The sequence below is a fragment of the Nocardioides carbamazepini genome (assembly GCF_024614185.1).
GTDB lineage: Bacteria > Actinomycetota > Actinomycetes > Propionibacteriales > Nocardioidaceae > Nocardioides > Nocardioides carbamazepini.
Window position 1 is genome coordinate 1 of record NZ_JAHTLF010000008.1, and the last position, 14,976, is coordinate 14,976.

The following is a 14,976-nucleotide window of genomic DNA, read 5'->3' on the forward strand; positions in this document are numbered from 1 at the left end:
GCCGAAAACACACGCCCAACCCCAGAATCCAAACCCCCGAAGGAATCCATCAACACAGAGCCAGACGCACACAAACGTCACAACAATCTATGCATGACACACTGTTGAGTTCTCAAACATCACACGCACTCGCGCCTCGGGCCCTGTCGGGCACTCGGTCGCGGGGCAACCTGTGAAACGTTACTGGACCGGACCCTGGCAGTCAACTCCGAGCTTCCGGAGCCTCCGACCTGGGCCTGAACCCTGCTGCGGACACAGTGAAACCCTCGTCTTTGGGGCCTTGCCCCGGAGGTTTTCGCTGCGTTCCCCGCAACGAGATGAACATTAACAGCACCTGTCCCCCTCGTTGCAAATCGGGGTGGCCCTCAGCGTCCGGCGCGCGCCTCGTGAACGCGTTTGCGCAGGTCAGCGAGCTGTTCGACCACCCGCGCGGGAGCCGTGCCGCCGCGGCCGTCACGCGACGCGACCGATCCCTCGGCGGTCAGGACGGTGCGCACCTCGGGTGTCAGGTGGGGTGAGATCGCCGCGAACTGGTCGTCGGTGAGCTCGTCGAGCTCGATGCCGCGGCCCTCGCACTCGCGGACGCACGCGCCGGCAAGCTCGTGGGCGACCCGGAACGGGACGCCCTGCTTCACCAGCCACTCCGCGATGTCGGTGGCGAGGGAGAAGCCCTGCGGAGCCAGCTCCCCCATCCGATCGGTGTCGAAGACCAGGGTCGCGACCTGGCCGGTGAACGCGGGGAGCAGCACCTCGAGGGTGTCGACCGAGTCGAAGACCGGCTCCTTGTCCTCCTGCAGGTCCCGGTTGTAGGCGAGCGGGAGCGCTTTGAGCGTGGTCAGCAGGCCGGTGAGGTTGCCGACCAGGCGGCCGGCCTTCCCCCGGGCGAGCTCGGAGATGTCCGGGTTCTTCTTCTGGGGCATGATGCTCGACCCCGTCGACCAGGAGTCGTGGAGCGTCACGAAGCCGAACTCCTTGGTCGCCCAGAGGATGATCTCCTCGGCGATCCGGCTGATGTCGATCCCGGTCTGCGCGGCGACGAAGGCGAACTCGGCGACGAAGTCACGAGACGCCGTGCCGTCGATGGAGTTCGCCGTGGACCCGGTGAAGCCCAGCTCCCGGGCGACCAACTCGGGATCGAGCCCCAGGCTCTGCCCCGCCAGCGCGCCGGAGCCGTACGGCGAGTCGCCCGCCACGCGCCGCCGCCAGTCGGCGACGCGCTCGACGTCGCGGAGCAGGGCCCAGGCGTGGGCGAGCAGATGGTGCGAAAGCAGCACGGGCTGGGCGTGCTGCAGGTGCGTGCGGCCCGGCATGATCGCCGGTCCCCCGGCGACCGAGGTCAGGTGCAGCTCGGCCTGACCCGCGAGGGCCTCGACCAGGTCGAGCACCAGACCCGACACGGCGTCCGCGTGGTCGAGCAGATAGCACCGGAAGAGCGTGGCGATCTGGTCGTTGCGCGAGCGTCCGGCGCGGAGCTTGCCACCGACATCGGGGCCGACCTCCTCGATGAGGAGCCGCTCGAGGGCGCCGTGGACATCCTCGTCGGACGGGTCCGGCCGAAGGGATCCGTCGGTGAATCGGGCGGCGAGCGCGTCCAGACCGCGGTGCAGCTCGGCCTCCTCGGCGGCGGTCAGCAGTCCGGCCGCGGCGAGCGCCTTGGCGTGGGCGTGGGAGCCGGCGATGTCGTAGAGGCCGAGTCGCCAGTCGAAATGGGTCGAGCGGGACAGCGCGTCGAGCTCCGGCGAGGGACCGCCCTCGAAGCGGCCGCCCCACAGCTTGCCGGTGTTGGTACTCATCAGGTTCCTCCCCGGACGTGCGCGATCGCCGCCCGCATCTGGTCGATCAGCCGCGGGTCCACCGCGCCGCCGTCGTGGTCGAGATCGTCGGGTGCCCACCAGGCCGCGTCGAAGATCGAGAGCGACTCGAGCCGGTCGAGGCCATCGAAGCTGACGGGCGTCTCCTCCAGGGCGAGCGCGAACAGCGTCGACTCGTTGACGTAGTCGCGCCCGTCCCAGGAGAAGGCCACCTCGAAGGTGCCGAACGGCTCGCCGAGCCGTTCGGCAGGTACGGCGATGCCGGTCTCCTCGCGCAGCTCCCGGGCGCCGGCCTCGGCGAGGGACTCCCCCTTGTCGATCGCGCCCCCGATGGTGAACCAGTAGCGCACCTCCGGCAGTGCCGGATCGCACCCGAGCAGCAGCAGCACGGTGCCCTCGCTGCTGACAGGGAGCACCCGCGCCACCGTGCGCCGGGTCGGCTCGCCCGCCCCGAGTGGTCCGCCCATGTCAGTCGGTTCCGAGCTCCATGGCTGCCTCCTCGAGGATCGCCTCGCCCTCGTCACCGCCGTCGGGATTGGCCGTGATCTGGTCGTAGCCGCCCGCCGGCAGCTCTCCGAACAGGGTCCCGTGCTCGACGAGGACGGTGCCCTGGTCGAGCGGCTGGGCGGCGTACAGCTCGAGCTTGGCCCGGCTGTCGGCGATGTCGAGGTTGCGCATCGTCAGCTGACCGATCCGGTCGGTCGGGCCGAAGGCGGCGTTCTCTACGCGCTCCATCGAGAGCTTCTCCGGGTGGTAGGAGAAGTGGGAGCCCTCGGTCTTGAGGATGGTGTAGTCGTCGCCGCGGCGCAGCCGCAGCGTGACGGTGCCGGTGACGAGGGAGGCGATCCAGCGCTGGATCGACTCGCGCAGCATGAGCGCCTGCGGGTCGAGCCAGCGGCCCTCGTAGAGCAGCCGGCCGAGCTTGCGTCCCTCGAGGTGGTAGTTGGCGAGCGTGTCCTCGTTGTGGACCGCGTTGAGCAGCCGCTCGTACGCCGCGAACAGCAGCGCCATGCCGGGCGCCTCGTAGATGCCGCGGGACTTGGCCTCGATGATCCGGTTCTCGATCTGGTCGGACATGCCCAGGCCGTGCCGACCGCCGATCACGTTGGCCTCCGTGACGAGTGCGACGGCGTCGTCGTAGCGCGTGCCGTTGAGGGCGACCGGACGGCCGGCCTCGAAGGTGACCGTCACGTCCTCGGTCTCGATCGCGACCGAGGGGTCCCAGAACTTCACGCCCATGATCGGCTCGACGATCTCCAGCGAGACGTCGAGGTGCTCCAGGGTCTTGGCCTCGTGGGTGGCGCCCCAGATGTTGGCGTCGGTGGAGTACGCCTTCTCGATCGAGTCGCGGTAGGGCAGGCCGTGCGCGACCAGCCACTCACTCATCTCGTGCCGGCCGCCGAGCTCGGCGACGAAGTCGGCGTCGAGCCACGGCTTGTAGATCCGCAGCTCCGGGTTGGCCATCAGGCCGTAGCGGTAGAACCGCTCGATGTCGTTGCCCTTGTAGGTCGAGCCGTCGCCCCAGATGTTGACGTCGTCGGCCTGCATCGCACGCACCAGCATCGTGCCGGTGACGGCCCGGCCGAGCGGCGTCGTGTTGAAGTAGGCCCTGGCGCCGGAGCGGATGTGGAAGGCACCGCAGGCCAGGGCGGCGAGACCCTCCTCGACCAGCTGGGGCTTGATGTCGACGGCGCGGGCGATCTCCGCGCCGTACTCGCGGGCGCGGACAGCGACGCCGGCGACGTCCGGCTCGTCGGGCTGTCCGATGTCGGCGGTGTAGGTGCACGGGATCGCACCCTTGTCACGCATCCACGCAACCGCGACGGAGGTGTCGAGGCCGCCGGAGAAGGCGATGCCGACGCGCTCCCCCCGGGGAAGGGAGGTCAGGACCTTGCTCAACTGATGGTTCCTTTCGAGTGTCCGCCTTCGGCGAGTGCGGTGAACTTGCGGGCCAGGGCGTCTCCCCCGGCGGGGTCGCGCCCGATCACGAGCACAGTGTCGTCGCCGGCGATGCTCCCCAGTACATCGGAGAGCTCGACCTTGTCGATCGCGCTGGCCAGGAACTGCGCCGCGCCCGGCGGCGTGCGCAGGACGACGAGGTTGGCGCTGGCCTCGGCGCTGACCAGCAGCTCGGAGGCCAGCCGGGACAGCCGGTGCTGAGATGCGGCGCTCTCCCCGGTGACGGGCGATCGGTCACCGCCCTCGGCGGGGACGGCGTACACGAGGGCGCCACTCGCCGAACGCACCCGGACCGCGTCGAGCTCGACGAGGTCGCGGCTCAACGTGGCCTGGGTGACGTGCACGCCCCGACCGCTCAGCAGGTCGGCGAGCTCCGACTGGGACCGCACCTCGCGGGTCTCCAGCAGCTCGACGACGAGCGCCTGCCGGGCACTCTTGGTCACGGGGGTCAGGGCGTGCTCGTGCATGTCAGGTCCGCTTGCTCTCGAGCCAGGTCATGACGGCCTTCTGGGCGTGGCGGCGGTTCTCGGCCTCGTCCCACACGACGCTCCGCGGGCCGTCGAGGACCTCGGCGGCGATCTCCATCCCGCGGTACGCCGGCAGGCAGTGCAGCACGATCGCGTCGTCCTCGGCGGCGGCGACGAGGTCCGATGTGACCGACCAGGGACCGAAGACGGCGCGACGCTCGGCGGCCTCGTCCTCCTTGCCCATCGAGACCCAGGTGTCGGTGATCACGACGTCCGCGCCCGTGACGGCGGCGACCGGGTCGGCGACCGCGGACCCTGAGCCGCCGGTGGCGGCGCCGATCTCGTTGGCGCGCGCGAACATCGCGGTGTCGGGGACGTAGCCCTCCGGGCCGCTGATCCGCACGTGCATCCCCGCGGTGGCGCCGGCGAGCAGCCACGAGTTGCCCATGTTGCAGGCGCCGTCCCCGAGGAAGGCGGCAGTCAGCCCGGCGAGACTCTTCCCCTCCGGCGCCTTGTGCTCCCGGATCGTGAGCAGGTCGGCGAGCAGCTGACAGGGGTGGAACTCGTCGGTGAGCGCATTGACGACCGGGACGCCGGCGTAGGACGCCATCTCGTCGAGATCGGTCTGCGCATAGGTGCGCCAGACGATCTGCGCGGCCTGACGACCGAGCACCCGGGCGACGTCGGCGACGGACTCCCGCTTGCCGATGCCGGCGAGCGTGCCGTCGACGAGCATCGGGTGTCCGCCGAGCTCGGCGATGCCGGCCGCGAAGGACGCCTGGGTGCGCAGGGTCGGCTTGTCGAAGATCATCGCCACCGTGCGGGGGCCGGCCAGCGGCTGGTGGTCGTAGGGCTCGGCCTTGAGCCTCGCCGCCAGGTCGAGGACCTCCGCCTGCTCGGCCGGGGTCAGGTCGTCGTCGCGGAGGAAGGAGCGGATGCTCATGCGCCCACTCCCGCCTGGTCGAGGATCCCTGCCCACGCGGCGGCGAACGCGTCGAGGTCGACGTCGGCGAGGTTCAACGGCGGCGCCATCCGGATCCGCTCCGGGGTCGCGGCATTGATGAGGAAGCCGGCATCCTGCGCGGAGGTGACCACCTCGGCCGCCTTCGGCTCGGTCAGCGTCAGCCCGACGAGGAGGCCCGCGCCGCGCGTCTCGACCACGCGGGGGTCCGCAGCGGCCGCCTTGCGGAGCCGCTCCCCCTGTGCGGTCGCGTGGGCCAGCAGATCGTCGTCCTCGATCACGTCGAGGACCGCCAGCGCCGCCGCCGCGGCGACCGGGTTGCCACCGAAGGTGGTGCCGTGGTTGCCGGGGTCGAGCAGCTTGCCGGAGCCGTGGGTGGCCAGGCACGCACCGATCGGGATCCCGCCGGCCAGGCCCTTGGCGAGCGTGACGATGTCGGGCACCACCGGGGCGTCGACCAGTGCGGGGTTCTGGTGGGCGAACCAGGTGCCCATCCGCCCGACACCGGTCTGGATCTCGTCCAGCCAGAGCAGGGCGCCGTTCTCGTGGGCGATCCGCTGCGCGGCCGGCAGGTAGCCCCTCGGCGGGACGATGACGCCGGCCTCCCCCTGGACCGGCTCGACCAGGACGGCCGCCGTGTCGTGGTCGACGGCGGCCTCGAGCGCGGCGACGTCGCCGTACGGGACGAAGACGACGTCGCCGGGCAGCGGCTCGAAGGGCTCGCGGTAGGCCGGCTTCGACGTCAGCGCGAGCGCACCCATGGTGCGGCCGTGGAAGGAGCCCTCGGTCGCGACGATCCTGGTGCGGCCGGTGCGACGGGTCAGCTTGAACGCCGCCTCGTTGGCCTCCGTGCCGGAGTTCGTGAAGAACACCCGGGCCTCGGTGCCGAGCAGCGCGGCGAGCCGCTCCGCGAGGGTGATCTGCGGCCCGCTGGCGAAGAAGTTGGAGATGTGGCCGAGCGTCTGCAGCTGCTCGGTGACGGCGGCGACGAGCCTGGGGTGAGCATGACCGAGCGCATTGACGGCGATGCCACCGAGCAGGTCGACGTACTCACGGCCGTCGGCGTCCCACACGTGGGTGCCCTCACCCTTGACCAGGACGGTCTTGGGCGGGCCGAAGGTGTTCATGAGGGAGCCGGCGTAGCGCTCGGTCCACTCGGCGTTGGTGGCGGTCACTTCAGGGTTTCCCTTGCCTTGCGGGTCTTGGTGGTGACGCCGGGCAGCACCTGGGTGCCGACGCCCTCGTCGGTGAAGAGCTCGAGCAGGACGGCGTGGGCCTGGCGGCCGTCGACGACGGTCGCGCGCTTGACGCCGTCGCGCACCGCCTGCAGGCACGCGCTCATCTTGGGGATCATGCCGCTGGCCAGCGACGGGAGGATCTCCTCCAGCGCCTCGGGGCTGATCTCGCCGATGACCTCCTCGGGGTCCGGCCAGTCGAGGTAGAGGCCCTCGACGTCGGTGAGGACGAGCAGCTTCTCGGCGCCGAGTGCGGCGGCCAGCGAGGCGGCCGCGGAGTCCGCGTTGACGTTGTGGACGACGCCGTCGACGTCGGGTGCGACGCTGGAGACGACCGGGATCCGGCCGGCCTCGATGAGGTCGAGGACCGCCTCGGGCCGCACCTGGGCGACCTCGCCGACCAGGCCGAGATCGACCTCCTCGCCGTCGACGACGGTGCCGGTCTGCTCGGCCGTGAAGAGGCCGGCGTCCTCACCGGACAGGCCGACGGCGAGCGGCCCGTGCTCGTTGATCAGGCCGACCAGCTCGCGCTGGACCTGGCCGACCAACACCATGCGGACGACGTCCATCGCCTCGGGCGTGGTGACCCGCAGGCCGCCGCGGAACTCGGACTCGATGCCGAGACGGCCGAGCATCTGGGAGATCTGCGGTCCGCCGCCGTGGACGACGACCGGCCGGAAGCCGGCGAAGCGCAGGAACGCGATGTCCTCGGCGAACGCGCGCTTGAGGGTGTCGTCCGTCATCGCGTTGCCGCCGTACTTGATGACGACGATCTTGCCGTGGTAGGCCTTGAGCCAGGGCAGCGCTCCGGCGAGGGTCTCGGCCTTGAACGGGTCGGGCTTGCCAGGACCCTGCTCGTCGGTGTGGGCGGTCATGAGGAGTACGCGCTGTTCTCGTGGACGTAGGCGTGGGTGAGGTCGTTGGTCCAGACCGTGGCCTGGGCGTCGCCGGCCTTGAGGTCGATAGTGACGGTGACCGTGCGGCCGGACAGGTCGACGAGCGACGGGTCCTCGGCGGGGGTGCTGTTGCGGCACACCCAGACCCCGTTCATGGCGACATCGAGGTCCGCGGGGTCGAACGCGGCGGACGTCGTACCGACGGACGCGAGGACCCGGCCCCAGTTGGGGTCCTTGCCGAAGACGGCCGCCTTGAACAGGTTGCTCCGCGCGACGCTGCGGCCGACCTCGACCGCGTCGTCCTCGGTGGCCGCGTTGACGGTGGTGATCGCGATCTCGTGGTCGGCACCCTCGGCGTCGGCGAGCAGCTGGACCGCCAGCGAGCGGCACACCTCGGTGAGCGCGGCCGTGAAGTCGGCGAGGCTCGGCGTGACGCCGGAGGCGCCGGAGGCCATCAGCGTGACGGTGTCGTTGGTCGACTGGCAGCCGTCGGAGTCGAGCCGGTCGAAGCTGACCCGGGTGGCGGCACGCAGCGCCGCGTCCAGGTCGGCGGCGGGTACGACGGCGTCGGTCGTGATCACGACGAGCATCGTGGCGAGCGCGGGCGCGAGCATGCCGGCGCCCTTGGCCATGCCGCCGATCGACCAGGCCGCGCCGTCGGGGCCGGTGACGACGACCTGCTTGCTGACGGTGTCGGTGGTCATGATCGCCTCGGCCGCGGCGCCACCGCCGTCCGCGGCGAGCTGGGCGTGCAGGATGTCCACGCCGTCGAGCAGGGTCTGCCGGTCGTTGACCAGACCGATCAGGCCGGTGGAGCAGACGACGACATCGCCGGCGGCGACGCCGACGAGCTCGCCCACCCTCTCGGCGACCTGGTGGGTGGTCTGGAAGCCCTCCGGGCCGGTGTAGCAGTTGGCGCCGCCGGAGTTGAGGACGACGGCGCGCACGACGCCGTCCTTGACGACCTGCTCGCTCCACAGGACCGGATTGGCCTTGCAGCGGTTGCTGGTGAAGACCGAGGCGGAGTCGAACGTGGGGCCCTGGTTGACGACGAGGGCGAAGTCCTTCTTGCCGCTCGGCTTCAGACCGATGGCGGCGCCGGCGGCGACGAAGCCGGCGGGGTGAGTGACGCTCATGTGCGCAGATGTTCCTTCGAGGCGGGGTCAGACGGGGACGGCGGGGGCGACGGTGTGCCCCGATCGTCGCCAGGCCTCCTCGGCCCGGTCGGCCATGCCGGTCGGGACCAGGACCCAGTCCGTGTCGAAGGTGGAGAGGGTGAAGACCGGGATCTCGGCCTCGGCCAGCGGGGTCAGCAGCCGGACCAGGATGCCGACCGCGGACAGGTCGAGCGCGCCGTCGACGCAGAACGCGGTGAGGGGCTTCTGGTGCCGGGCCTTCTTCGGGACGCTCCGGCCGGCGCACACCAGCGAGGTCTCGGCAGCCGTGGCGGTGATCGAGAAGATCGAGGACGACTCGGCCCACTCCGGGATCTCGGCACCCGGCGCGAGCCGGACGACCGCGAGCGTCTCGGGGTAGCGGGCGATGGAGAACGTCTGCTGCTCGGTCTGCTCGGTCTGCTCGGTCACGGTGCCAGTCCTACGGTCGAGAGGCCCGTGGTCTCGTCGAGACCCAGGGCCAGGTTCATGCACTGCACGGCGGCGCCGGCAGTGCCCTTGGCGAGGTTGTCGATCGCGCCGACGGCGACCAGCCGGCCGGCCGGCTCGTCGACGGTGACCTGCAGGTGGACGGCGTTGGAGCCGAGCACCGCCTGGGTCTGCGGCCACTGCCCGGCAGGCAGCACGTGGACGAAGGGCTCGTCGGCGTAGGCCTTGGCGTAGACGGCGTGCGCCTCTTCGGCGCTCAACGGTCCGGCCAGGGGGGCCGAGCAGGTGGCGAGGATGCCGCGGGCCATCGGCACGAGCAGCGGCGTGAAGCTCACCTTGACGCTGTCGGGGCCGCCGGCGACGAGCTTGCCGAGACTCTGGGTGATCTCGGGGGTGTGCCGGTGGACGCCACCCACGCCGTAGGCGCTGGTGTTGCCCATGACCTCGCTGCCGAGCAGGTGGGCCTTGGCGGCCTTGCCGGCGCCGCTGGTGCCGGACGCGGCGACCACCACGACCTCCGGTACGACGAGCCCGGCAGCCACCGCGGGCGCGAGGGTGAGGGAGGAGATCGTCGGGTAGCACCCCGGGACGGCGACCCGCTTCGCGCCGCGCAGCAGGTCGCGGTTGCCGGGCAGCTCGGGCAGACCGTAGGGCCAGGTGCCGGCGTGGGCGCTGCCGTAGAAGCGCTCCCACGCGGTCGCGTCGTCGAGCCGGAAGTCGGCGCCGCAGTCGATGACGACCACGTCGGGGTCGTGCGCGGAGAGCTCCTCGGCGAGCGCACCGGACTGACCGTGCGGCAGGCCGAGGAAGACGACGTCGTGCCCGGCGAGCACCTCGACGGTGGTCGCCTCGAGCACCCGGTCGGCCAGCGGCAGCAGGTGCGGCTGGAGGGCTCCGAGCCGCTCCCCCGCGTTGCTGCCCGCGGTGACCGCGCCGATCTCGACGCCGGGATGACCCAGCAGCAGCCGCAGCACCTCGCCTCCGGCGTACCCGCTGGCGCCCGCGACGGCGACCTTCACCTTGCTCATGTGCATGAATATACAGGACCCTGCATGAAACCTCGAAAGGGGGGTCGCTGAAAGTGGCGGCGGATCCGGTGAAGCCGAACTGAAACCGGGTGGTCCCAGCCTAGAGCCCATGAACGACAACCTCCACCCCCCTGCGCCCCGCGGTGACCTCGCGGTCGACGCGACGGGCCTGGTCAAGACCTTCGGTCGCCCAGGATCCAATATCGTCCGCGCCGTCGACGGCGTCGATCTCCAGGTCGTCCGCGGCGAGGTCTTCGGCGTGCTCGGCCCCAACGGCGCCGGCAAGACCACCATGCTCTCCATGCTCGCGACCCTGCTGCCCATCGACGGTGGGCACGCCTCCATCTTCGGCGTCGACGTCGTCGACCAGCCGCACCGGGTCCGGCAGCTGCTCGGTGTCACCGGCCAGTACGCCTCGGTCGACGAGAACCTCACCGCGACCGAGAACCTCGTGCTCTTCGCCCGGCTGCTGGGCCACCGATGGCCGGCCGCGCGCACGATCGCGGCCGACCTGCTCGAGCGCTTCGGCCTGACCGAGGCGGCGACCCGGCAGATCAAGAACTTCTCCGGCGGCATGCGGCGCCGGCTCGACCTCGCCGCGTCGCTGATCTCGCGTCCGCCGCTGATCTTCCTCGACGAGCCGACCACCGGCCTCGACCCGCGCACCCGTGGCCAGATGTGGGACACCATCCGTGAGCTGGTCGCGCAGGGCTCGACGATCCTGCTGACCACGCAGTACCTCGACGAGGCCGACCAGCTGGCCGACCGGATCGCGGTCATCGACGCCGGTCGCAAGGTCGCCGAAGGGACGCCCGAGGAGCTCAAGGCCGGCGTCGGCTCCTCGACCCTGCACCTGCGGCTCACCGACCGGACCCAGACCGCCGCCGCGGCCGCGGTGGTCGAGCGCGCGCTCGGCGAGGCGCCGGTGCTCACCCCGGAGGCCGGCGGGCTCAACGTCCCGCTCGCCAACGCCGACGGCGCCGGCGAGGTGCTCATCGCGCTGCGTCAGGCCGAGCTGTCCATCACCACCGCGACCGTGCGCCAGCCGACGCTTGACGAGGTCTTCCTCGCCCTGACCGGGCACCACAGCGAGACCAGCGAGAACGACACCGAGACCGAGGAGGTCGCCTGATGACCGCAGTCACCGAGAGCCCGCAGGCTCCCCTGGCGGTCCGCGCGGCCGTCGTACCGGAGGACCTGGCGAGCCGGCCGTCCCTGCGCGAGACCGTCGACCAGACCCTGGCGATGGCCTGGCGCGCGACGAAGAAGATGCGCCGCAACCCGGAGCAGTTCTTCGACGTCACCATCCAGCCGCTGCTGTTCACCGCGATGTTCGCCTACATCTTCGGCGGCGCGATCTCGGGCAGCGTCAAGGACTACCTGCCGCTGATCATCCCCGGCATCCTGGCTCAGACCGCGCTCACGACCTGCATGGCGATGGGCACCCAGCTGCGCGAGGACATGGACAAAGGCGTCTTCGACCGCTTCCGCTCGCTGCCGATCGCCCGGATCGCTCCCCTGGCCGGGCCCGCCCTGGCCGATGTCATCCGCTACATGATCGCCGCGACCCTGACCATCCTGGTCGGCATCGCGATGGGCTTCCGTCCCGGCGGCGGTGTCCTGGGCACGCTGGGCGGCTGGCTGCTGACCATCGTCGCGGCCTGGTCGCTGGCCTGGATCTTCACCTGGCTCGGCACCGTGGCCCGCTCCGCCCAGGCAGTGCAGGGCATCTCGATGATGATCATGTTCCCGCTCACCTTCCTGTCCAACGCCTTCGTCCCGGCCGAGTCGCTGCCGGGCTGGCTCGAGGCGTTCGTCAAGGTCAACCCGGTCTCGCACGTGGTCACCGCGTGCCGCGACCTGATCAACGAGGGCCAGGTCACCGCGGAGGTCGGCTGGGCACTGCTCGGCTGCGCCGCCGTGGTCGCGATCTTCGCACCGCTGGCCGTGCGGTCGTACTCGCGGAAGATCTGACCGACCGATCTAGCCCAACAGCCGTGCGACGACGTCGCGGGTCTCGTCCATCAGGGCGTGCCCGCGGCGTTCGCCGTACTCGGCGGCGAGAAGAGCCAGCTCACCCGGGGCCGCCGCCTCGCAGCGGGCCACGGCCCGGTCCCACGAGAGGGACGGCACGAACCGGGGGTACGACATCCGGTCGGCCAGCACCAGCAGCCGGATCGCCTCGGCGGGCCGCAGCGTGCCGTAGCGCAGGGCCCAGGTGCCGAGCGCGAAGAGCATCAGCCCGACGACCGGTACGTCGACGAAGGTGCGGTCGCGGTGGATGACCCGGGGCAGCGCCGACACGAGCCAGCGATGGAGCTCGCGCCCCTGTGCCGGGCGGTCGTGGAGGGCGTACGCCAGGATCGCGACGGTGTTGCCGTAGATCCGCCACGGCGCGATGTCGGCGTCGTTGCCCATGCCGGGGAAGCGGACCGCGGCCATCGCCTCGGCGGCCTGCTGGACGATCCGGCAGCCCTCGTCGATCTGGCCGCGGGCGAAGGCGATCTCGGCCTGGGTGACCAGGAGCGTGCCGCGGGCGCTGTAGCCACCGCCGCCGGAGGCCAGGTCGGTGCGGGCGACGACCTCATCGAGGGCCCGCTCGGCGGCATCCGGGTCGCCGCGCTCGATCCAGGCGACCGCCGAGACGGTCATCGCCTGGAGCGCGTCCTCGTGGGCGCCGAGCCGGACCAGGATCGGTACGGCGGCCCGCGCGTGGGGCTCGGCGTCACCGAGGCGCCCGACCTGGCTGTAGAGCCCGGCCAGCTGGGCATGGAGCACCGCGCGCGTCCAGGGTCCGCCGTCGTCGGTGGCGAGCACCAGCGCCGCCTCGGCGGCCGCGATCGCCGCGTCGGGATCGCCGATGTTCTCGCGCTCGTGGCTGCGCCACTGGAGCGCGACGGCGCGGACCAGGGGATCCGGGTCGTGGATCAGCGCGTCGGAGGGCGAGAGCAGGGGGCTGGCCGCCGGGGCGCTCGCACCGAGCACCACGGTGGTCATCGCGGCGACGCGCGGACTCGTCGTACCGGGGCCGAGGCGGGCGAGCTCACCGAGCAGGTCGTCGAGGACGTCGAGCTGGGCGATCCACGAGTTGACCAGGGTCAGGCACAGCGCCGCCCGGGTCTGGTCGGCCCGCTCCGGCGCGGCCGGCACGTCGACCAGGACGCCGGCGACCGGCTCGCAGAGCATGATCACGCGGGCGTGCTCACCGCGGATGCTCCAGAACCCGCCGAGGGTCGCCATCAGCGCGGCGACGGCGTCAGGGTCCGGCTCGGCCAGCGCCCGGCGCAGGGCGTCCGCGAGGTTGTTCTCCTCGATCGCGACCGCGTCGACGGTGGTGACCTGGTCGCGGGTGAACAGCAGCGCGCCGAGCCGGTCGGCCACGGCGACCGCCCAGTCGCGGTGCTCGCGCTGGGCCGCGGCCTCCTCGCCCGCATCGACCAGCCGCATCCGGCCGAACTCACGCACCGTCTCGAGCATCCGGTAGCGCAGCGGCGTCCCGGCACCGACGTCGACGAGGGTCAGCAGCGACTGGGCGACGAGCTCCTCGACGCAGACGAACGCGTCGTCACCCAGCATCGCCTCCGCGCCGTCGAGGGTGAAGCCGTCATGGAAGACCGAGAGCCGCCGCAGCGCGCGGCGGTCGCGGTCCGCGAGCAGGTTCCAGGACCAGTCGATGACGGCGAGGAGCGTCTGGTGCCGGTCGGGTGCGCTGCGGTCGCCGCCGCGCAGCAGCGCGAACCGGTTCTCGAGCCGCGTCGCGATGTCATCGACCGACATGGCGCGGACCTTGACCGCGGCCAGCTCGATCGCCAGCGGGAGCCCGTCGAGACGCTCGGCGATCTCGGTGACGGCGGCATCGGGCAGCGCGACGCCGGGCCGCGCGGCGAACGCGCGCTGCCGGAACAGGTCGCTCGCGTCGGCGGTACCGAGGCGGCTCAGCTCGAAGACGTGCTCGGCGGTGATCGCCAGCGGCGCGCGGGTCGTGGTCAGCACCCGCAGCGACGGGGTGACCGCGACCAGGAACGCGACCAGGTCGGCGACGGCCTCGACCAGATGCTCGCAGTTGTCGAGCACCAGCAGCGCCGGCGCCTGGTCGAGCTGCTGGGCGATCCGGGACCGTACGTCGCGCAGCTGCTCGGGGGTCAGGGCCTTTCGACCGTGGACGGAGTCGCGGACGCCGAGCACCGATCCGACCTCGGACACCACGTCGGCCGGGTCGACGACGCCGACGAGCTCGACCACGTGCACCACCGGTTGCTCGGCCTCGGCCGCGACCAGCTGGGCGAGCCGGGTCTTGCCCAGGCCACCAGGGCCGACGATCGAGACCACCCGGTGGGTCCGGACCAAGGCACGGAGCCGGGCCAGGTCGTCGTCGCGGCCGACCAGGCTGCTGGCGTAGTGGCTCAGGCCGGAGCGCACCGGACGGTCGCGCAGCAGCAGCTCGCCGTGCAGGGCCTGGAGCTCAGGTGCCGGATCGACGCCGAGCCGGTCGGCCAGACCCTCGCGGTAGGTCTCGTAGCGGGCGAGCGCGGCGGGCAGGCCACGCACGGCGGCCTCGCTGCGCAGCAGCGCCGAGAACCAGGCGTCGTCGCGCCCGGTAGCGGCCGCCTCCAGCAGCGGGAGTGCCTCGTCGTGCCGGCCCAGCGCGGACAGGATCCGGCCGGCGAGCGCGGGCTCGCCGTCGAGGTGGGCCAGGTGCGCGACGGCCTCGCTCCAGGCGCCCGCCGCGGCGGCCCGGCGCGCGGCCTCGACCGCGTGGTCGTGGGACCAGACGTCGACGTCGCCGGTGTCGAGCGTGAGCCGGTAGCCGTGCCCGGCGCGCTCGACGACCCCGGGTGCGGTCGCCGACCGGGCCCGGGAGACCACGACCTGGAGCGCCTTGGTCGGGTTCACCGGCGCCTCGTCGCCCCAGATCTCCTCGATCAGGCGCTCCTCGCCGACCGCCTTGCCACGTGCCTCGGCCAGCACTGCGAGGAGCACACGGGTCCGCTCCCCTGGGACGGCCGCGCCGTCCC

General features: G+C 71.9%; 13 protein-coding genes. 2 read left to right on the top strand and 11 right to left on the bottom strand.

Translation table 11 applies throughout. The features are described from left to right. Positions 1 to 365: 365 nt before the first annotated feature. Genes argH through argC form a run of 10 tightly spaced genes read right to left on the bottom strand, consistent with a single transcriptional unit; the run spans position 366 to position 9,967 of the window. Positions 366 to 1,793, bottom strand: coding sequence for an argininosuccinate lyase (gene argH / locus KVF89_RS02590; protein ID WP_257423095.1), 1,428 nt, complete (start codon positions 1,791 to 1,793; stop codon positions 366 to 368). Beyond that, positions 1,793 to 2,278: an NUDIX hydrolase gene (locus KVF89_RS02595; protein ID WP_257423096.1), complete on the bottom strand. Its 486-nt coding sequence runs from the start codon at positions 2,276 to 2,278 to the stop codon at positions 1,793 to 1,795. The genes argH and KVF89_RS02595 overlap by 1 nt, the downstream gene beginning before the upstream one ends. Before the next feature lies 1 nt (position 2,279). Next, positions 2,280 to 3,710 carry an argininosuccinate synthase gene (gene argG / locus KVF89_RS02600; RefSeq protein WP_257423098.1) on the bottom strand — a complete coding sequence of 477 codons (1,431 nt, stop codon included), beginning with the start codon at positions 3,708 to 3,710 and terminating at the stop codon, positions 2,280 to 2,282. Next, the gene (locus KVF89_RS02605) at positions 3,707 to 4,237 is read right to left on the bottom strand and encodes an arginine repressor (protein WP_257423099.1); all 531 of its coding nucleotides are present in this window, start codon (positions 4,235 to 4,237) and stop codon (positions 3,707 to 3,709) included. The genes argG and KVF89_RS02605 overlap by 4 nt, the downstream gene beginning before the upstream one ends. Position 4,238: 1 nt before the next feature. After that, on the bottom strand, positions 4,239 to 5,180 hold the full coding sequence (argF, locus tag KVF89_RS02610; protein WP_257423101.1) for an ornithine carbamoyltransferase: 942 nt from the start codon (positions 5,178 to 5,180) through the stop codon (positions 4,239 to 4,241). After that, a complete protein-coding gene (locus KVF89_RS02615) occupies positions 5,177 to 6,373 on the bottom strand; it encodes an acetylornithine transaminase (protein ID WP_257423103.1) in 1,197 nt (398 codons plus the stop codon). The genes argF and KVF89_RS02615 overlap by 4 nt, the downstream gene beginning before the upstream one ends. Next, the gene (argB, locus tag KVF89_RS02620; protein WP_257423105.1) at positions 6,370 to 7,308 is read right to left on the bottom strand and encodes an acetylglutamate kinase; all 939 of its coding nucleotides are present in this window, start codon (positions 7,306 to 7,308) and stop codon (positions 6,370 to 6,372) included. The genes KVF89_RS02615 and argB overlap by 4 nt, the downstream gene beginning before the upstream one ends. Then, the gene (argJ, locus tag KVF89_RS02625) at positions 7,305 to 8,465 is read right to left on the bottom strand and encodes a bifunctional glutamate N-acetyltransferase/amino-acid acetyltransferase ArgJ (protein WP_257423107.1); all 1,161 of its coding nucleotides are present in this window, start codon (positions 8,463 to 8,465) and stop codon (positions 7,305 to 7,307) included. The genes argB and argJ overlap by 4 nt, the downstream gene beginning before the upstream one ends. Before the next feature lie 27 nt (positions 8,466 to 8,492). Then, positions 8,493 to 8,915, bottom strand: coding sequence for an ACT domain-containing protein (locus KVF89_RS30335; protein ID WP_257423108.1), 423 nt, complete (start codon positions 8,913 to 8,915; stop codon positions 8,493 to 8,495). Beyond that, positions 8,912 to 9,967, bottom strand: coding sequence for an N-acetyl-gamma-glutamyl-phosphate reductase (argC, locus tag KVF89_RS02635; RefSeq protein WP_257423110.1), 1,056 nt, complete (start codon positions 9,965 to 9,967; stop codon positions 8,912 to 8,914). Before argC ends, KVF89_RS30335 begins: the two co-directional genes overlap by 4 nt. A 103-nt stretch (positions 9,968 to 10,070) precedes the next feature. Between argC and KVF89_RS02640 the strand changes: the two genes are divergently transcribed. Further along, positions 10,071 to 11,093 (top strand): ATP-binding cassette domain-containing protein, encoded by a 1,023-nt coding sequence (locus KVF89_RS02640; protein ID WP_257423113.1) that lies wholly within the window; start codon positions 10,071 to 10,073, stop codon positions 11,091 to 11,093. Then, entirely contained in the window at positions 11,093 to 11,935 is an 843-nt protein-coding gene (locus KVF89_RS02645) for an ABC transporter permease (protein ID WP_257423115.1), read from the top strand. The genes KVF89_RS02640 and KVF89_RS02645 overlap by 1 nt, the downstream gene beginning before the upstream one ends. Positions 11,936 to 11,944: 9 nt before the next feature. Here the strand turns inward: KVF89_RS02645 and KVF89_RS02650 are convergent, their stop codons facing one another. After that, entirely contained in the window at positions 11,945 to 14,941 is a 2,997-nt protein-coding gene (locus tag KVF89_RS02650) for an AfsR/SARP family transcriptional regulator (protein WP_257423117.1), read from the bottom strand. Between the last annotated feature and the right edge of the window lie 35 nt (positions 14,942 to 14,976).